At 51.4% G+C, this 19,467-nt stretch carries 17 protein-coding genes; 15 read left to right on the forward strand and 2 right to left on the reverse strand.

Annotated features, from left to right (window positions below; genetic code table 11):
* Positions 1-196: 196 nt before the first annotated feature.
* The 5 genes from rpsP to P1U47_RS01465 all read left to right on the forward strand — a co-directional run bounded on the left by rpsP (position 197) and on the right by P1U47_RS01465 (position 3,391).
* Positions 197-445: a 30S ribosomal protein S16 gene (rpsP, locus tag P1U47_RS01445; protein WP_301026731.1), complete on the forward strand. Its 249-nt coding sequence runs from the start codon at positions 197-199 to the stop codon at positions 443-445.
* Entirely contained in the window at positions 446-991 is a 546-nt protein-coding gene (gene rimM / locus P1U47_RS01450; protein ID WP_301026732.1) for a ribosome maturation factor RimM, read from the forward strand.
* 66 nt (positions 992-1,057) lie between these two features.
* Positions 1,058-1,813 (forward strand): tRNA (guanosine(37)-N1)-methyltransferase TrmD, encoded by a 756-nt coding sequence (trmD, locus tag P1U47_RS01455; RefSeq protein ID WP_301026876.1) that lies wholly within the window; start codon positions 1,058-1,060, stop codon positions 1,811-1,813.
* A 48-nt stretch (positions 1,814-1,861) separates the two neighbouring features.
* The gene (gene rplS / locus P1U47_RS01460; RefSeq protein WP_301026733.1) at positions 1,862-2,224 is read left to right on the forward strand and encodes a 50S ribosomal protein L19; all 363 of its coding nucleotides are present in this window, start codon (positions 1,862-1,864) and stop codon (positions 2,222-2,224) included.
* A gap of 396 nt (positions 2,225-2,620) precedes the next feature.
* A complete protein-coding gene (locus P1U47_RS01465) occupies positions 2,621-3,391 on the forward strand; it encodes a DsbC family protein (RefSeq protein WP_301026734.1) in 771 nt (256 codons plus the stop codon).
* A gap of 60 nt (positions 3,392-3,451) precedes the next feature.
* Here the strand turns inward: P1U47_RS01465 and mltF are convergent, their stop codons facing one another.
* Positions 3,452-4,903, reverse strand: a complete 1,452-nt coding sequence (gene mltF / locus P1U47_RS01470; RefSeq protein WP_301026735.1) for a membrane-bound lytic murein transglycosylase MltF — start codon at positions 4,901-4,903, stop codon at positions 3,452-3,454.
* A 141-nt stretch (positions 4,904-5,044) separates the two neighbouring features.
* Between mltF and purL the strand changes: the two genes are divergently transcribed.
* The 3 genes from purL (at position 5,045) to secF (ending at position 11,867) form a co-directional block, all read left to right on the forward strand.
* Entirely contained in the window at positions 5,045-8,932 is a 3,888-nt protein-coding gene (gene purL / locus P1U47_RS01475; protein ID WP_301026736.1) for a phosphoribosylformylglycinamidine synthase, read from the forward strand.
* A 127-nt stretch (positions 8,933-9,059) separates the two neighbouring features.
* Positions 9,060-10,934, forward strand: a complete 1,875-nt coding sequence (gene secD / locus P1U47_RS01480) for a protein translocase subunit SecD (protein WP_301026737.1) — start codon at positions 9,060-9,062, stop codon at positions 10,932-10,934.
* 9 nt (positions 10,935-10,943) lie between these two features.
* Positions 10,944-11,867: a protein translocase subunit SecF gene (gene secF, locus P1U47_RS01485; protein WP_301026738.1), complete on the forward strand. Its 924-nt coding sequence runs from the start codon at positions 10,944-10,946 to the stop codon at positions 11,865-11,867.
* Between the two features lie 83 nt (positions 11,868-11,950).
* On the opposite strand, the gene P1U47_RS01490 is transcribed toward secF, so the two are convergent.
* Entirely contained in the window at positions 11,951-12,754 is an 804-nt protein-coding gene (locus tag P1U47_RS01490; RefSeq protein WP_301026739.1) for an inositol monophosphatase family protein, read from the reverse strand.
* 186 nt (positions 12,755-12,940) lie between these two features.
* Here P1U47_RS01490 and P1U47_RS01495 point away from each other — a divergent pair, with 186 nt between their 5' ends.
* From P1U47_RS01495 to P1U47_RS01525, 7 genes are all read left to right on the forward strand, one after another.
* Complete coding sequence (locus P1U47_RS01495; protein WP_301026740.1) at positions 12,941-14,566, forward strand: CTP synthase; 1,626 nt, start codon at positions 12,941-12,943, stop codon at positions 14,564-14,566.
* Between the two features lie 51 nt (positions 14,567-14,617).
* Complete coding sequence (gene kdsA, locus P1U47_RS01500; RefSeq protein WP_301026741.1) at positions 14,618-15,469, forward strand: 3-deoxy-8-phosphooctulonate synthase; 852 nt, start codon at positions 14,618-14,620, stop codon at positions 15,467-15,469.
* A gap of 39 nt (positions 15,470-15,508) precedes the next feature.
* Positions 15,509-16,792: a phosphopyruvate hydratase gene (gene eno / locus P1U47_RS01505; RefSeq protein WP_301026742.1), complete on the forward strand. Its 1,284-nt coding sequence runs from the start codon at positions 15,509-15,511 to the stop codon at positions 16,790-16,792.
* 85 nt (positions 16,793-16,877) lie between these two features.
* Entirely contained in the window at positions 16,878-17,156 is a 279-nt protein-coding gene (gene ftsB / locus P1U47_RS01510) for a cell division protein FtsB (RefSeq protein ID WP_301026743.1), read from the forward strand.
* Positions 17,157-17,199: 43 nt separating this feature from the next.
* Positions 17,200-17,916 (forward strand): 2-C-methyl-D-erythritol 4-phosphate cytidylyltransferase, encoded by a 717-nt coding sequence (gene ispD / locus P1U47_RS01515; protein ID WP_301026744.1) that lies wholly within the window; start codon positions 17,200-17,202, stop codon positions 17,914-17,916.
* Entirely contained in the window at positions 17,909-18,400 is a 492-nt protein-coding gene (gene ispF, locus P1U47_RS01520) for a 2-C-methyl-D-erythritol 2,4-cyclodiphosphate synthase (protein WP_366943098.1), read from the forward strand. The genes ispD and ispF overlap by 8 nt, the downstream gene beginning before the upstream one ends.
* Positions 18,390-19,415, forward strand: a complete 1,026-nt coding sequence (locus tag P1U47_RS01525; RefSeq protein ID WP_301026745.1) for a tRNA pseudouridine(13) synthase TruD — start codon at positions 18,390-18,392, stop codon at positions 19,413-19,415. Before ispF ends, P1U47_RS01525 begins: the two co-directional genes overlap by 11 nt.
* Positions 19,416-19,467 lie beyond the last annotated feature (52 nt).

A 19,467-nucleotide genomic window follows, 5' to 3' on the forward strand; every position in this document is an offset into this window, starting at 1 on the left:
AAGGTCTGGGTGTTAGTGGTTTAACCGTAATAATGTGTAGGCCGCTGCGCTCAGAAGAAAAACTGCGCTAAGTGTTTCATATATCGCTTATTTCCCTTATAATTCCGCGCCTTTATGGCTTCGGCCAGTAAATGCTTCGAATTTTTCGATAAGCAGGCGTTTGTTGCCTGCCCAAATGCTAGGAAATGGAACAAGAATGGTCATTATTCGTTTGGCACGTGGTGGTTCTAAAAAACGCCCATTTTATCATCTGACAGTTACTGACAGCCGCACTTCACGCGACGGTCGTTTTATTGAGCGCGTTGGTTTCTTCAACCCGGTTGCCCGTGGTAATGAAGAGCGTTTGCGTGTTGATAACGCGCGCGTTGAGCATTGGGTGTCTAAAGGCGCGCAATTGTCTGACCGCGTTGCAAAGTTGCTGAAAGACGCACCTGCTGCAGCTTAAATGTCAGCGCTTGCCCCGCAAGGCCGGGTGATAATCGCTAAGATTACAGCGGTTTACGGGGTAAAAGGATGGGTGAAGATACATTCATTCACCGATCCCTTAAGTAATTTTTTTGGCTACAGTGATGTTTACTTTTGCAAGTCTGGAAAGTGGCAGCGCGCCGAGTTTGACGAGTGTCGGCCTCACGGCAAAGGCATCGTCGGCCACTTGGTGGGTGTAGATGACCGCGATGCAGCTGCTGCATTCTGTGGTTTAGAACTGGCTGTAGCTGGAGACGCCTTACCGGCGTTAGAAGAAGACGATTTTTATTGGCATCAGTTGATTGGCCTTAAGGTTAATACGCTGCTGCCCTCCGGTGAAAGCTGTTTGCTGGGTGAGGTGGATCACCTCCTCGAAACAGGTGCCAACGATGTGCTGGTGGTACGTAAGTGCGCGGGCAGTATCGACGATAAGGAACGTTTGATTCCTTATGTGCCGAGACAGTTTGTAAAAGATATCGATCTTGATGCCAAGGTGATATCGGTGGACTGGGATCCTGAGTTCTAATTTTAGGGACTTAGGTTTGCTGGTAAGGGTGCTGGGCCAACAGGGCTGGGCCATAAAGGCTGAGTCATAGGGGACAGTGTCGTGGAAATATCGGTGATTAGCCTGTTTCCCGAGATGTTTGCCGCAGTGCGCGATTACGGCGTTACGGGGCGAGCAGTTCAGAACGGATTGCTAAGTATAACGTGTTGTAATCCGCGGGATTTCACCACGGATCGTCATCAGACAGTGGATGACCGGCCCTATGGGGGCGGCCCAGGTATGGTGATGAAGACTGAGCCTCTGCAGCAAGCAATTGCGGTCGCAAAGGCTTCGGTAGCGCCAGGCGCGACAGTGATTTATCTGTCACCGCAGGGGCGACCGCTAACGCAAGCCGGACTGGCTGAATTGGCGGCAAAGCCTTCGCTAATATTGTTAGCGGGGCGCTATGAGGGTGTCGATGAACGCCTGATTGACAGCGAAGTCGACGAAGAGTGGTCGATTGGCGATTACGTATTAAGTGGCGGTGAGTTGGCTGCCATGGTGATGATCGATGGTTTAAGTCGTTTGTTGCCAGGTGTTCTCGGACACCATCTGTCGGCAGAGCAAGATTCCTTTGCTGAAGGTTTGCTGGATTGTCCGCACTACACGCGGCCTGAGCACTACCGCGATATGGCGGTGCCAGACGTGTTGTTAAGTGGCAATCATGAAGCGATACGACGCTGGCGGCTGAAACAGTCGCTAGGTCGGACATGGTTACGGCGCAGAGATTTACTTGAAAAAGTAGAACTTAGCGACGAACAAAATAAACTGCTGGCGGAATTTATCCGTGAGCTTGACGATTAATTGACATCTAGCTGCGAAGCTACAAACCTTTGAATTTAGGAGCATGCCATGAGCACCAACAAAATTATTGCCGAACTGGAAGCAGAGCAGGCCACCAAAGAGCTGCCGGAATTCAGCCCCGGTGACACCGTTGTCGTTCAGGTTAAAGTCAAGGAAGGTGCCCGTGAGCGTCTTCAGGCTTTCGAAGGCGTTGTTATTGGCATTCGTAATCGTGCCCTGAACTCTGCTTTTACCGTACGTAAAATCTCCCACGGTGTTGGTGTAGAGCGTACTTTCCAGACTTACAGCCCGCTGATTGAAAGCATTCAAGTTAAGCGTCGCGGTGACGTTCGCCAAGCAAAACTGTACTACTTGCGTGAGCTGAGCGGCCGTGCAGCACGTATCAAAGAAAAGCTGGGCGCTAAAGCCTAATTTTTTCTTTGTTCCGCAAGAAGGCAGCCATTGGCTGCCTTTTTTTGTTTTAGCGTGGTGTAAAACGTTTGTACGTAAACCCCATTGGTGGCGCATTTTTTTGAAAAAGTAATCCTGCACCAGGCGAGTTGCTTTTACGTTAAAGCAGGTTTTTACAACATTTTTGATAAATCATGGCGCTCGCTTGCCTGTCGTGCAATTATTATTAGCTTGCCGTTATTGGCATAGTTGGCCGCTTTATATTGTGTGGCTGGGTGTGAGTAAAATCGCGGCTGACTGGCGATTATCCTAGTGCCTTTATTGGGCACAAGCTGTCGGGAAGCGCTGAACTTGTTCGCAGAGTGAGGCTCTTACGTTTTAGTAGGCAGTATTACGATGATATTTTGGAGATCTTGTTTGAATAATTTAATGAAGTATATTGTTGGTCGGTCGCTGTGCGCCTTAGTTTTGGCTGGTGTAATACTGCCGGTGATGCATGCTCAGGCGGCAAGTGTTGTGGTCGACAAAGCGGCAGAAACAGCTATTAAAGCGTCGTTTAAAGCCACTAGGCCAGATATTGTAATTAGCAAAATAGAGGCCAGCCCAGAGTTGCCCGGGGTTTATTTGGTCACAATGCAAAATGGTCCAACAGTTTATGCCAGCGCCAACGGAAAATATTTTATTGTTGGCGATATGTTTGAAATCAGTGCAGCGGGTATCGAAAGCGTTGCCGAGAAAAAGCTTGCTCCGCAGCGTAAGGAATGGCTCAGTGAGATTAAGCGCGAAGACATGATTGTTTTTAGTCCCGCGGGTGAAACCAAGGGAGCAATTTACGTGTTTACTGACGTGGATTGTGGTTATTGCCAGAAACTGCATCAAGAGGTGCCGCAGTTGAACGCAGCCGGTATCGAAGTTCGGTATTTGGCCTATCCTCGGGCGGGTTTGGGTACGCCGACTTACGATAAAATGGTTTCTGCGTGGTGTGCTGATGACCGTAAGGCGGCAATAAATGAATTGAAGACGGGTGGCTTGATCGCGCCTAAAAAGTGCGACAACCCGATAGCGGCGCAATACCAGTTGGGTGCAGCGATGGGTGTCACCGGTACGCCAGCCATTGTTCTGGAAAGCGGTAGTTTAATACCTGGCTATAAGGCGGCGGCGCAGCTCATACCTATGGCCACGCGCTAAACGCGCGATACCTCGGCCATTGTTAAGCAGCAGTTTGTAAAATTTAGCGCAAACTGCTGCTCACATCGCATCAAAACCACGATTGTACTCTGCCGGTAAGTAGTCGGCGGCTATGCGTGGCGGCGGTACTCTATAGCGATTCAACTCATCCCACGTTAGCAGTGAATAATAATCGCGAATATTGCGCACATAACGGGCGGCTTCGTCGCCCCGTGCGTAGCCATAGCGAGTGGATTCAAACCATTTTCGCTGGCGGAGCAAGGGCAGGTTTTCGCGCACGTCATTCCATAAATTGGGGTTGCCACCGTTTTTTTCAGTAATAACTCTTCCGTCTTCAAGGTGGGCTAATCCGATATTGTAGGCGGCGAGGGCAAACCAGCTGCGGTCTGAGGCTTCGATTCCGCTAGGTAGGCGGCTTAATAGCTTCTTGTAGTAGCGAGCGCCACCGCGAAGGCTTTGCATCGGGTCTAGGCGGTCGTCAACATTTAATTCTTCAGCGGTGGCACGGGTGAGCATCATCATACCCCTGACGCCAGTCGGTGACCTCGCCTCGGCATCCCAGTGTGATTCTTGATAGCTGATTGCGGCAAGTAAGCGCCAGTCTAAATTGTATTCAATGGCGACTTGTTCGATCATGCCCTTCACTTCGGGGAGGCGCTCTTCTTTCAGCTGTAAGAAAGTTTGAGTACTAATGAAGCTGCGGCGTTCATTAAAAGTAAAGTGCCGCTCAATCAGGCGAGCTAGTTTGCCATTTTCGGTCATGATCTTAAAAAAATCGGCGATGGCCTTGGTCAACCCTGCATTGCCAGGGGTTGATTGAATAGCCCAGGCGAGTTTGCGGGGTTTACCGGCGCTAAAACCGATGCGAAAGCTGGGGTAAAAAGCGCGGTTTGCATAAAACTCGCTGGAGTTGATGATGGTGGCGTCAATCTGGCCATCGGCGAGTTGTTCGAGCAGGTCGATAGTTTCAAAATCGCGGCTTTCGGCCCAAGTTAAGTCTGGATGTGTTTCTTTTAACTCGTTGAGCACGTTAACGTGGGCGGTGTTGCCTAACACCCTAATTTGTTTGCCAATTAGGTCTTCTGCACTTTTTATGGGTGCATTTAGGTCGCGGTTGTAGATAAAGAACTGCTTAATGCTTAAGTAGCTTGGTCCAAAGATGAGTGTGTCTTGGCGTTCAGTGGTAATGCTTAAGCCGGCAGCGGCAAGGTCGGCGCTGCCGTCGGCCAGCCCGTCAAACACTTCGTCGAGGCCAACCACGGGGATCATTTCTAGCTTAACCCCTAAATGTTCGGCAAAGGCATGGGCTAATTGATACTCAAAACCTGCGGGGGCGCCCTGAGTTTCGTAGTAGGTAGTGGCGCCGTTGCGGGTTAATACCCGTAAAACGCCGTCTTTGCGGATTTGTTGGAGCTTGTCGCTATTTTCACTGCAGTGCGTAAATAGGCCGATAAAAAGCAGTACGAGCAGGCCGCGCAGTAGAAATTGTCGTGTTTTGGGGCAATCTGGCAAGTGTGCTGCTCCGAGTATCTGGGGCTCAATTGTATCGGTAAGCGATTGATCGCACCATAAAGAGTATTTGGGATAAAATTTTCCGCGTATTTCCTTTACAATGGCCGGCTTCAATCCATTCGATCAAGGTTGTCGCCCCGAATGCTCATTATTCCAGGTGCTCCGGCGCTTTCAGATTTTCGTATAGCTAAATTAGTAGCCAGTTTGACAGGTGATATTCCGAGCCTGCGCGGACTGAGCGCTCAATATATTCACGTGGTTGATACCACCCTAGCGCTGGACAGCGAAAGTACGGCAGTGCTAAGTCAACTTTTGCAATATGGGCCGCGCGCCGCATTTGTCGAGGGGAATGGCCTGAGTTTCTTTGTGGTGCCGCGGCCGGGTACTATTTCGCCGTGGTCGAGCAAGGCCAGCGATATTGCCCGCAATTGTGGACTCGATATGATTGCCCGCATTGAACGGGGGGTTTTATACCGTGTCGATCTTGCTGCGCCGCTGCAAGATTCTGAGCGGAGCGTACTGCTTGCCGCAATTCACGACCGCATGGTTGAGTCGGTGTTGAGTAGCCCTGACGAGGCTCAAGTTTTATTTAGCCGTCAGAGCCCTAAACCCATGCAGGCGGTTGATGTGCTTAGCGGCGGGCGAGAAGCCTTAGTGGTGGCCAATAGCGAATTAGGCTTGGCCTTGGCCGAGGATGAAATTGACTATTTGCTGGAAAGCTTCCTGCAATTGGGTCGCAATCCAAGCGATGTTGAATTGATGATGTTCGCGCAGGCGAACTCTGAGCATTGCCGCCACAAAATATTCAATGCCGATTGGACTATTGATGGTGAAGCGCAATCCCATTCTTTGTTTGGCATGATTAAAAACACCTACGAGCTTGGCGGCGAAGACGTATTAAGTGCCTACTCAGACAATGCTGCCGTAGTTAAAGGCCATCGCGCCGGTCGTTTTTACCCAGAACCTGGCAGTGCTGAATACCGCTATCACGAGGAAGATATTCATCTTCTTATGAAGGTGGAAACCCACAATCATCCAACGGCGATTTCGCCCTTCTCTGGCGCTGGCACCGGCTCGGGTGGTGAAATTCGCGACGAGGGCGCGGTGGGCCGTGGTTCCAAGCCCAAGGTCGGGCTCTCTGGCTTTAGTGTTTCCAATTTACGGGTACCTGGTTACGAGCAGCCTTGGGAAGCCGACTACGGCAAGCCCGGTCGCATTGTTTCTGCGCTCGATATTATGCTGGAAGGCCCCATTGGTGGTGCCGCCTTTAATAATGAATTTGGTCGCCCAAATCTTTGCGGCTACTTCCGCAGCTTTGAAGAGAATGCCCTTGGCGCCAATGGCCAAGAGCGGCGTGGCTACCACAAGCCCATTATGATTGCGGGCGGCTACGGCAATGTTAAAGCCGAACATGTTACTAAAACTGAGTTCCCAGCCGGCTATAAGTTAATCGCCTTGGGCGGCCCAGCCATGCTGATTGGTTTGGGTGGTGGTGCGGCGTCGTCGATGAGTAGCGGCGCCTCTACCGAAGATCTCGACTTCGCTTCAGTGCAGCGTCAAAACCCAGAAATGGAACGCCGTTGCCAAGAGGTGATTGACCGCTGCTGGGCCATGGGTGAGGACAACCCGATTGCCTTTATTCACGATGTTGGCGCCGGTGGTTTGTCTAACGCGTTTCCTGAACTCGTTAAAGACGGGGGCTGCGGCGGTGATTTTGATCTGCGCAAAGTGCCGAATGACGAGCCGGGCATGTCGCCACTCGAAATTTGGTGTAACGAGTCGCAAGAACGCTATGTGATGGCGATTGCGCCTAAAGATTTAGCGAGCTTTGAAGCAATTTGCGCCCGTGAGCGTGCCGCCTACGCGGTAGTGGGTGAATCCACCAACGATAAGCGCCTGCGCCTTGGCGACACCTATTTTGACAATAATCCCGTCGATCTGCCGATGTCGATACTATTTGGCAAGCCGCCAAAGATGAACCGGGAATTTAATCGCCAGCGCTTGAGCTTACCGAGCTTTGACCCCGCGGCTATTAAAATAGATGAAGCCTTGGATCGCTTGCTGGCACTGCCGACCATCGCCAGTAAAAGCTTTTTGATCACCATTGGCGATCGCTCAATTACCGGTCAGGTTCATCGCGACCAAATGGTTGGTCCCTGGCAGGTGCCCGTGGCGGACTGCGCAGTAACCACGGTGAGTTACGACTCCTATGCCGGCGAGGCTATGGCGATGGGCGAGCGCACGCCGCTAGCCCTGATTAATGGCCCCGCGTCTGGTCGGATGGCGGTGGCCGAAGCCATTACCAATATTTCTGCCACGCGTATTGAAAAGCTGTCAGATATAAAACTGTCGGCCAACTGGATGTGTGCGGCGGGTTACGGCGGCGAAGACGAAGTGCTGTTTGATACCGTAAAAGCGGTCGGTATGGAGTTTTGCCCAGCCTTGGGAATTACTATTCCGGTTGGCAAAGACTCCATGTCTATGCGCACCACTTGGCGTGACGATGAGGCCGACAAAGCCATTACCGCGCCAATGTCCTTAATTATCACCGCATTTAGTCCAGTGAGTGATGTGCGCAAGACGGTTACCCCGCAATTGCGTACTGATTTGGGCGATACCGCTTTACTGCTGGTCGATCTCGGCGCAGGCAAGCAGCGCCTCGGTGGCTCTTGTTTGGCGCAGGTTTATCAGCAGATTGGTGATACCGCACCGGATATTGACGATCCTAAATTGCTAGCGGGCTTCTTTAACGCCGTGCAGCAATTGCTCGAAGACCAAAAAATAATTGCCTACCACGACCGTTCCGACGGTGGCGCAGCAATCACTCTGCTGGAAATGGCCTTTGCTGGCCACTGCGGTTTGGATGTGGATTTGGGCTCAGCGGGCTCCGTTCACGGCGCCTTATTTGCAGAAGAGGCCGGTGCGGTACTCCAAGTTAAGGTGAGTGATCTTAGCGCTGTAATGGCGGTATTTGCGGAACACGGTCTAGGTGATTTTGTTCAAAATATCGGTCGTGCGGTGGCGGGCAATGACGTGCAGATGCGTTTTGCAGGCAAGGACGTCTTGCGCGGCCAGCGCTTAGAACTGCATCGCAAGTGGCAGGAGCTTAGCTACCGCATGCAGGCGCTGCGGGACAATTCTGAATGTGCGCAACAAGAATTTGATGGTCTTGTTGAAGCAGATCCAGGTTTGAGTAGCAAGCTCAGCTTTGATGCGCAGCTCGATATTGCCGCGCCTTATATTAAAACTGGGGTGCGGCCACGGGTAGCAATTCTGCGTGAACAGGGTGTTAACGGCCAAATGGAAATGGCGGCGGCCTTTGATCGCGCTGGGTTTAGCGCGGTTGATGTACACATGAGCGATATTCTCAGTGGCCGAGTGAGCTTAGCCGACTTTAAGGGCTTGGCTGCGTGCGGTGGTTTCTCTTACGGCGACGTGCTGGGCGCGGGCGAGGGCTGGGCAAAAACAATATTGTTTAATGCGCGGGCGCGTGATGAGTTTGCCGCCTATTTCCAGCGCGAAGATACTTTCTCGCTGGGTGTTTGCAACGGCTGCCAAATGATGTCCAATTTACATTCGCTGATTCCAGGTGCCGAGTTTTGGCCGCGTTTTGTGCGCAACCGCTCAGAACAGTTCGAAGCGCGGGTTGCGCAACTTGAAATTCCAGAATCACCCTCCATATTACTGGCGGGCATGGCGGGTTCACATATGCCTGTTGCGATTGCTCACGGTGAAGGTCGGGCGGAGTTTGCCGATGCAGCTCAGCTTGCTAATTTGCAGCAGGCGGGCAAGGTTGCGTTGAATTATATTGATAACCATTTGGCGGTCACCGAGCAGTATCCTGCGAACCCTAATGGTTCACCAGCTGGTATTGCTGGCGCGAGTAGCGCCGATGGTCGCGTTACAATAATGATGCCGCACCCAGAGCGGGTGTTCCGCACGGTTCAGAATTCTTGGATTGCGGATAACTCAGTGGAGGACAGCGGCTGGATGCGCCTATTCCGCAATGCTCGGGTTTGGGTTGATTGAGTTAATTTAAAAGCAAGAAAGCCGGTTTTTACCGGCTTTCTTATAAGTGTTTAAGTTGGGGTGTTAGGGGTGTCTCGCCCAGTGTTAAACGGACACCGTCGCAACAGGCGGTTTTGGTGGAAATACAATGTTAAATAAATATCCGCTCTGGAAAAATCTGCTGATTGTGGCGGTTTTGGGCTTTGGTTTGCTTTATGCAGTACCTAATTTATATCGCCCAGATCCCGCATTACAGATCTCTGGGGAAAGCAGTGGTGTAATCATTGATCAAGCGCAAATGGAGCGTTTGTCGGCGGCCTTGGATGCCAATGGCATAAAGCACTTTGGCGAAAAGGCGAATGAATCAGGTAAAAGTGGTTTGATTCGCTTATACGATACCGAAGTACAGCTCAGCGCGCAGCGGGTGGTGCAGCGCGCCTTGGGTGATGGTTATATTGTGGCCTTAAATTTGGCCTCGAATACACCGCAGTGGTTGAGTAATTTAGGGGCACAGGCGATGAAGCTTGGCCTTGATTTGAGCGGCGGTGTGCATTTCTTGCTGGAGGTTGATACTGATTCAGCCATCGCGACTCGCCTAGAACATTACAACTCAGGTATTAAAAAGAAATTGCGTGAAGAAGGTGTGCGCGGTTTTATCAGCTTGAGTGACGACGGTGTTATTAAAGGCAAGTTTACCTCGGAGGAGCTTCGTGATTCTGCGCTTTCCTTAATTCGTAAAGAATACACAGAATTAACTGGTCAGCGTCTGGATTCGCCGGCAGGGGATAGCTCGTTTTATCTTAGTGCGTTAATTAGCGAGGCTAAGCGTAAAGAAATTGAAGATTATGCGGTGGGTCAAAATTTAACGACCTTGCGTAATCGGGTGAATGAGCTTGGTGTGTCTGAGCCCTTGGTTCAGCGTCAGGGTCGCAATCGTATTGTGGTTGAATTGCCTGGTATTCAGGATACAGCAGAAGCTAAGCGTATTTTGGGTAAAACAGCCAATCTCGACTTTAGATTAGAAGCCCGCTACGACGCGCCGGTGTCAGATCGTGAGCAATTTGAGTTTCGCAACCCTGGCCCTGGCGAACCGAGCGCGTGGCTAGAGCGCGACGTGGTGATTACCGGTGAGCGTGTTGCCAACGCGCAGGCCAGTTTTGACCAAAACGGTATGCCGCAGGTAAGTATTACTCTCGACAGTGAAGGCGGTACCTTGATGCACCGCATGACTCGCCACAATATCAACCGCCGTTTAGGGGTGTTGTTTATTGAGCGCAAGAGTCGTACTCATTACCAGATGGATGCCGACGGTGTTGAGCAAATCGTTAAAGTGCCTTACGACGAGAAGAAAATTATAAGCCTTGCGACGATTAAAGATGCTTTAGGTGTGCAATTTCGGATTACCGGTTTAGACGCGCCGGGTGAAGCAGCCGAGTTGTCCTTATTGCTGCGCGCCGGTGCACTTGCGGCGCCGATCGACTTTGTTGAAGAGCGCACGGTTGGGCCTTCTTTGGGTGCAGAGAACATTGCCCAAGGTTTTAACGCGGTAAAGATCGGCCTTGGTATGGTTGCTGTCTTCATGGTGGTTTACTACCGTGTGTTTGGTCTTATCGCTGTTGCCGCGCTGGGCTTTAATATTGTGTTGCTCACTGCGTGTATGTCACTGCTGGGTGCCACGCTAACCTTGCCCGGTATTGCCGGTATCGTTTTAACGGTGGGTATGGCGGTAGATGCCAATGTGCTGATTTTCTCGCGAATACGAGAAGAGTTAAAAGCGGGGCTGTCGGTGCAGCATGCTATTGAAGCCGGCTATGGCCGCGCTTTCGTCACCATTATGGACTCCAATATTACGACCTTGCTGGTGGCGGTGATTTTGTATGCGGTAGGCACTGGGCCAGTTCGTGGCTTCGCGGTGACCTTATCGCTGGGGATAATAACCTCAATGTTTACTGCGATTATGGGCACACGAGCCATTGTGAATATGCTTTACGGCGGTCGTCGCGTCACTAAGCTGGCGATCTAGGGGAAACACATGTCTGAGAATGTAAAAATTATTAATTTTATGGGCTGGCGCAAGCTAGCCACCACGGTGTCTGTCAGCCTTGTTTTAGTTGCTGTTGGCTTGCTTGCCTTTAAAGGCTTGAACTTTGGCCTCGATTTTACGGGTGGTACTTTAATTGAGGTGATTTACGAACAGCCGGTAGCGCTTCCTGAGGTGCGGGACGAGCTAAAAGCAGCGGGTTACGCCAATGCGGTGGTGGTTAATTTTGGCTCCGACACCGACGTGTTAGTGCGCTTGCCCCAAGGCATGAGCCCGACTTTGGGCGAAGAAGTGCTGAAAGTACTGAAAGCTGGCACCGCTGGTGAAATAGATTTGCGACGTATCGAATTTGTTGGGCCGCAAGTGGGCGAGGAATTGCGGGAGCAGGGCGGCTTGGCGGTGTTATTAGCCTTGGTCGTGGTGCTGATCTATGTTGCGATGCGCTTCCAGATTAAGTTTTCACTCGGTGCGGTAGCGGCTTTGGGTCATGATGTCATCATAACCTTGGGTGTATTCGCCTTGGTGGGCTGGGATTTCGACCTCACCGTATTGGCGGCCGTTCTCGCGGTAATTGGTTATTCACTGAATGACTCGATTGTTGTTGCAGACCGAATTCGTGAAAACCTGCGAAAGCTGCGCAAACATGACGCGACGGAGGTTATCAATATTTCTCTAACCGAAACCCTAGATCGCACCTTGGTAACATCTGGCACTACCTTGTTGGTATTGGTTGCTTTGGCGGTGGTTGGCGGCGAAATGATACACAGCTTCGCCTTGGCGCTGCTGGTTGGTATTGGCGTGGGTACCTATTCTTCGATCTATATTGTGGCCAGCTTATTAGTGACCATGAATATCAGTCAGGACGATTTGATCGTGCAGGAGAAGGAAGGGGCCGAGGTAGATGATTTGCCATAAAGGCGCTAAATGCTGTACGGGAGGCGGGAGACGCTAGGGCAGGTCTTTTGCCGCTCCCGTCTCCCGTCAAGCCTCTCCCGAGGCTAGCGCAATTTCTCTAAATGCGGGCGCACTGCCTGCAGCAATCCCTTCAAACACTTGGGGTTGGCCGCAACGATATTGCCGCTTTCATAGTAATTGCCACCGCCGCTGAAATCGCTGACCAAGCCGCCGGCTTCACGCACTAGAAGAATACCTGCGGCAATATCCCATTTGCTTAGACCAATTTCCCAGAAGCCATCAAGGCGTCCAGCGGCCACATAGGCTAAATCCAGCGAAGCGGCGCCAGCGCGGCGAATACCTGCGGTTTCTGCGGCTACGGCTTCAAGGCTGCGCATATAGGCAGGCAGGTGCTGAGCGTTATGTGCTTTGAATGGAATGCCGGTGCCTATCAACGCGCCTTCTAGGCCAGGATTCATGGTGACCCGTACGCGGCGGCCATTGAGCTGGGCACCGCGACCACGGCTGGCGGTAAATTCTTCGCGCCGAATGGGGTCGAGAATCACCGCATGTTCAATTTGGCCCTGGAATATGCAGGCAATCGAAATAGCAAAGTGGGGAATGCCGCGCACGAAGTTGGTGGTGCCGTCGATTGGGTCGATAATCCACTGGTAGTCGCTGTCGGCATTGCCTGAGGCGCCAGACTCTTCGCCCAGAAAACCGTGCTCGGGATAGGCTTTTTGCAGGTGATAAATGATTTCCTGTTCGGCCTTGCGGTCGATTTCAGTCACAAAATCATTTTCGCCCTTGGACTCAATTTGGACGCGGTCGAGTTGTTCAGAGGCGCGCGAAATGAGGTCTCCCGCTTTACGGGCGGCGCGCAATGCGATATTCAGCATGGGTTGCATAGTACTAAGGCCTTGAATGTGCAAGCAATTGGAGCCGCATTATAACAGAGACTCGGCGCGCGACAGAGGCCTAATTTCATTGTTTCGCTATGGCCTTCCTGTTAGACTGACGTCCCATCTCAAGGGGCAAAGAAGCACCGCTTTTTCCAGCCCTATATCTTATCGCACTATTCAAAAAGGCATGACATGGCGCGTTTTATATTCGTCACCGGCGGTGTTGTTTCGTCTCTCGGTAAAGGCATCGCTTCAGCATCGCTGGGCGCTATTTTAGAGGCTCGTGGCCTCAAAGTGACCATGTTGAAACTGGATCCCTACATTAATGTAGATCCGGGTACCATGAGTCCATTTCAGCACGGCGAGGTGTTTGTCACCGAAGACGGTGCAGAAACAGACCTTGATCTTGGTCACTACGAGCGCTTTGTGCGCGCCAAAATGGCCAAGGGCAATAATTTCACCGCTGGGCGCGTTTACGAAACGGTATTGCGCAAAGAGCGTCGCGGTGACTATCTTGGCGGCACCGTGCAGGTAATCCCCCATATTACCGATGAAATTAAACGCCGCGTGCTGGCTGGTGCCGGTGATGCCGACATCGCAATTGTTGAAATTGGCGGCACGGTTGGCGACATTGAAGGCTTGCCTTTCTTTGAGGCCGCGCGTCAACTCAAAGTTGAATTGGGCGCCAAGCGTTCAATGCTGATGCACCTTACCTTGGTGCCCTATATTGCCACTGCAGGCGAAACCAAAACCAAGCCCACCCAGCACTCGGTAAAAGAGCTGCGTTCCATCGGCTTGCAACCTGACATCCTGCTGTGCCGCTCAGATCACGAAATTGACCAGAGCAGCCGTCATAAAATCGCCTTGTTCACCAACGTGGAGTCTCGCGCGGTTATTCCGTTGCGCGATGTTGATTCAATTTACCGAATCCCTTCCTTATTAGCAGCCGAAGGCCTCGACGAGCTTGTTGTTGAGCGTTTTGGCCTAGATTGCCCGCCAGCGGATCTCACTGAGTGGGATGCCGTTATCGAAGGCGACTTGCACCAAGACCAAACCGTGACGATTGCCATGGTTGGTAAATACATGGAACTGCTAGACGCCTATAAGTCGCTCAACGAAGCGCTTAAGCACGCTGGCATTCACAGCCGTACCAAAGTAGCTGTTCGCTATATTGATTCTGAAATAATTGAGAAAGAAGGCTTAGGCGTTCTTGAAGGCGTAGACGGTATTCTTGTGCCTGGTGGTTTCGGCAACCGTGGTGTGGAAGGCAAAATTCTCACCGTGCAGTACGCCAGAGAAAAGAAAATTCCTTACTTGGGTATCTGTTTAGGTATGCAAGTGGCGGTGATTGAATTTGCCCGCAATGTACTGGGCATCAGTGGCGCCAATAGTACCGAATTTGATGAGAAATGCAGTGACCCAGTAATTGGTTTAATTACCGAGTGGGTAACGGCAGAAGGCGGCGTTGAACAGCGCAATGAAGATACTGATCTTGGTGGCAGCATGCGTCTCGGCGCCCAGCAGTGCCACCTAGTTGAAGGTTCGGCCGTTAGCGCAGTTTACGGTAGCGAGTTGATTACCGAACGTCACCGTCATCGCTATGAAGTGAACAATAAGTACGTTGAGAATATGCAGGCCCATGGCTTAAAAGTTGGCGGCTGGTCAGCGGACAAGAGCTTGGTAGAGGTGGTGGAAATACCAGATCACCCTTGGTTTATCGCCTGCCAATTCCATCCGGAATTTACTTCTACACCACGTGATGGGCACCCCTTGTTTAGCGGTTTTGTAAACGCAGCATTTGCCCATAGCAAAGCGTAATACACGGTTGGACAGTGTGTTGATCGGAATTGGGATTTAGGAAATACGTAGATGAAAGATAAAGTAGTCAGTGTAGCCGGTATTGATGTGGCGAATGACAAGCCCTTTGTTTTATTTGGCGGCATGAACGTGCTTGAATCCCGCGATATGGCCATGGCAGTTGCCGAGCATTATGTGACTGTTTGCGCAGAGCTGGGTATTCCCTATGTTTTTAAAGCGTCTTTCGATAAAGCCAATCGCTCGTCTGTACATTCCTACCGCGGTCCAGGCATGGATGAAGGTCTGAAAATTTTTCAGGAAATTAAGCAGACCTTTAATATTCCAGTGATTACCGACGTACACGAAATTTATCAGGCCGGTCCTGTTGCTGAGGTGTGTGACGTTATTCAGTTGCCCGCTTTTCTTGCTAGACAAACGGACTTGGTGGCGGCGATGGCGGCCACCGATGCGGTTATTAATATTAAAAAGCCGCAGTTTTTAAGCCCCGCGCAAATGAAAAATATTGTCGAAAAATTTGCCGAATGCGGTAACGACAAAATTATGCTGTGCGAGCGCGGCAGTAATTTTGGCTACGACAATCTGGTTGTCGATATGCTTGGTTTTAAAATTATGCGCGATGTCAGCGGTGGTGCGCCGCTGATTTTTGACGTTACCCACGCACTGCAGTGCCGCGACCCGATGGGCGCAGCGTCGGGCGGTCGTCGCAATCAAGTTGCAGAGCTGGGTCGCTCTGGCATGGCCTTGGGTATTGCGGGTTTATTCCTTGAAGCTCACCCAAATCCCGATCAAGCCAAATGCGATGGCCCCAGCGCCTTGCCTTTGTCGGCGCTTAAAGGCTTCCTAGAACATATGAAGGCAGTGGATGATGTTGTGAAATCCTTGCCGACCCTCGATATTCAATAGATATTTAACGTTATAAAAACTGACACGGAGAAAACTCACATGGCAGAGATTGTCGATATTAAAGCGTATGAGATCCTGGATTCTCGCGGTAACCCCACCGTTGAAGCGGATGTTGTACTAGCATCTGGCGCTGTAGGTAGTGCTTGTGCGCCCTCAGGGGCATCGACGGGATCTCGTGAAGCCCTAGAGTTGCGCGATGGCGATGCCAGCCGTTACTTGGGCAAAGGCGTACTTAAAGCCGTTGCCAATATCAACACCACGATTCGTGATTTGTTGCTGGGTATGGATGCTGAAGATCAGCGCGCTATCGACAATGCCATGATTAAAGCAGACGGTACCGAGACCAAATCTAATTTGGGCGCCAATGCCATTTTGGCCGTGTCTCTCGCCGCTGCAAAAGCGGTAGCGATTGAGAAGGGCATTCCTTTGTATCAGCGTATCGCGCAAATCAATGGCACCGAAGGCCAGTACACCATGCCCGTACCAATGATGAATATCATTAACGGTGGCGAGCACGCCGACAATAATGTCGATATTCAAGAGTTTATGATTCAGCCTGTTGGCGCGCCGACTTTTGCTGAAGCCCTGCGTCAGGGTGCGGAAATTTTCCACTCTCTGAAAAAAGTATTAGTTGCCCGCGGTCTGAGCACTTCAGTGGGCGATGAGGGCGGTTTTGCTCCGAACCTGCCATCGAATGAAGCCGCACTTGAAGCAATTGCCGAGGCCGTTGCCAACGCTGGTTACGAACTGGGCAAAGACATCACTTTGGCACTGGATTGCGCCTCTTCTGAGTTTTACAAAAACGGCAAATATGTATTGAGTGGTGAAGGCAAAGAATTCGATGCCGAGGGCTTTGCGAGCTATTTAGACGAGCTGAGCCAAAAATACCCGATCATCTCCATTGAAGACGGCATGGACGAAAGCGATTGGGACGGCTGGGCAACCTTGACTCGCAAAGTTGGCGACCGTGTTCAACTAGTTGGCGACGATTTGTTTGTAACCAATACCAAAATTCTAAAACGTGGCATTGATAACAAAATTGCTAACTCAATTCTGATTAAATTCAACCAGATTGGTTCGCTAACTGAAACCTTGGACGCGATCAAAATGGCCAAGGATGCAGGTTACACAGCGGTTATTTCTCATCGCTCGGGCGAAACTGAAGACACTACCATTGCTGATCTGGCTGTGGCGACGTCTGCCGGCCAAATCAAAACCGGTTCACTGTGTCGTTCAGATCGCGTCGCTAAGTACAATCGCTTGCTACGTATTGAAGCTGAATTGGGTGCGGCATACCGTGGCCGTGAAGAATTCCGCGCCTAGTTATTCTCTGGGCAGTGAACGCTGCCCCTTGAATTAAATTGCGGGTATTGGGGACCAGTATGGGTGTGAGTGAGGTGGCAGCACAATGACGCGCCGGCGACTGCTTTTATTACTGCTGGTCATCCTAGTTTTGCTGCAATTTAGGTTGTGGACGGGCACCGGAAGCTGGGAGCAAATTACCAGCTTGCGTAGGGATATTGCCCAGCAGAAAAAGGTTAACGAAGATCTTAATTTGCGCAATGAACGGCTTTACGGCGAAGTGCGCAGTTTAAAAAACGATCTTGATAGTATTGAAGAACGCGCCCGTAATGATATGGGCCTAATTAAAAGCAATGAGACTTTTTATCTCATAGTTGAAGAATAGTTGAAAAATAAAAATAGCTCGCAAATAAATAATCGGTTTCATCATGGCGATTAATAAAGCGCCCCCTACAGGGCTTTGGGCAGTGGTGCCCGCCGCTGGTCAGGGCAGTCGCTTTGGCGCTGAACTTCCTAAACAATATCTCAAGCTCAATGGCAAAGCTGTTATTGAGCACAGTCTCGACGCTTTGCTGGGCTGCTGCGAAATTCTTGGTGTGGCTGTTGCGGTAAAAGCAGACGATCCAATATTTGCGGAATTAGCCTTTGCGGCTCATCCCAGAGTGCGGCGCGTAGTCGGCGGTGCTGAGCGCGCCGAGTCAGTTGAACTAGCCTTGGCGAGCTTGAGTGAAGCGCAGGATGACGACTGGGTTTTGGTTCACGATGCAGCAAGACCCTGCCTGAGTGAGCGGGATATACAAATGCTGCTAGCCAAGGGGCGTGCGCATCCGGTGGGTGCATTATTGGCTGCGCCGGTGGTGGATACCATGAAGCGCGCCACCGAGCAGTCTGAAGTCGCCGAAACCGTCGATAGGCAAGTATTGTGGCGGGCGCTTACGCCCCAGTTGTTCCGCTACGGAGCGCTGCGTGACGCGCTCAAATACTGCCGTGAACAGGGCTTGCCGGTTACTGATGAAGCCTCGGCTATGGAGCACTGCGGCTTGCAGCCACTGCTGGTGCAGGGCAGTCACCGCAATATTAAAATCACCTATCCTGATGATCTGTTGATCGCCGAGGTTTTTTTGGCAGGAGCCAATAATGACTAAGATTCGTATTGGCCACGGCTATGATGTACATCAATTGGCAGCGGGCGAGGGTATTCATCTCTGTGGTGTGTGGATTCCCTGTTCATATCACCTAGTTGCCCATTCGGATGGCGATGTCGCCCTGCATGCGCTCTGTGACGCCTTGCTTGGCGCCTTGGCGCTGGGCGATATCGGCAAACATTTTCCCGACACCGACCCACGCTATAAAGGTGCTGATAGCACTGAGCTACTTGCCCACTGCTATCAGCTAATTCGTGCTCAAGGCTATGCGCTGGGCAATGCGGATATAACGATTGCCGCACAAACACCTAAGCTCGCCAGTTTTATTCCCGCCATGCGTGCCTCCATTGCCAAGGTCTTGAACCTAGAAATTGGCCAGATCAGTGTGAAAGCGACCACTACCGAAAAATTAGGTTTTGTTGGTCGCAGCGAAGGTATTGCGGTTGATGCTGTGGTGTTACTGGAGCGTAGCGATGTTGCCTGATTGGCCTCGAGTGCTCGGCACTCCGCTGGTAAACGGGGTATTAAAAGCCCAGCCGGAAGATTTTGTGGTGGAGGAAGTTTTCCCCGTAGAGTTTAGTGACGACGGCGAATTTGACTGGTTGTGGATAGAAAAACGCGGCGACAATACCGAATATGTGGCCAAGCAATTGGCGCGTTTAGCCGGAGTGCAGCCCAAGGCGGTAACGTATTCTGGGCAGAAAGATCGCTATGCGGTCACGCGCCAGTGGTTTTGCGTACATCTGCCAGGTAAAAACTTCCCCGCTTGGGAGGTGCCAGAGTCCGAAACTTGGAAAATTCTGCGCAAGGGCCGTCACCGCCAAAAGCTACGTTTAGGCAGTCATCGTTATAACCATTTCACCCTGTGTTTAAGCGATTTAGCGGGTGATATCGACGATCTTAATCGGCGCTTGTCGACGGTACTTGTACAGGGCTTTCCTAATTACTTTGGCGAACAACGCTTTGGTCATCACGGCGGTAATATCGATGCCTGTCGGCAATGGTTTGCCGGCGAGATAAAACCGGCGCGCTTTGAGCGCAGCATGTATTTATCGGCGGCGCGGTCATTGCTGTTTAACGAATTGCTGGCCCAGCGGGTGCTTGATGGCAGTTGGAATACCGGGCTAGACGGCGATGTGTACGCCCTGCGTGACAGTGGCAGCGTGTTTAGCGCTGAGCGCGACGATGAAACCATCGCCCGTTTGGCCAGTGGTGATATTCAGCCTACTGGGCCTTTGTTTGGCAAGGCTGGGCGGTTAGTGGTAAGTGGCGTTGCGGCGGAAAGGGAAGCGGCTGTGTATACACAGCATTCGAATTTCTGCGCGGGCCTGCTTAAACACGGTTTAAGCTTGGAGCGGCGAGCCTTGCGCTTGATACCCCAAGATTTTCAATGGCAGTTTACAGGTAATAAGTCGCTGGAGCTGAGCTTTTCCCTGCCAAGGGGCTGCTTCGCCACAGCGCTTGTGCGAGAATTAATGAACTACCCACTGGCGAGTTAGTGGCGGCGAGCGCGTCGTTGTTTATTAGTGTTAACAGAGAAAACTGGGTGAC

Source organism: Zhongshania sp., from assembly GCF_029212375.1.
Classification (GTDB): domain Bacteria; phylum Pseudomonadota; class Gammaproteobacteria; order Pseudomonadales; family Spongiibacteraceae; genus Spongiibacter.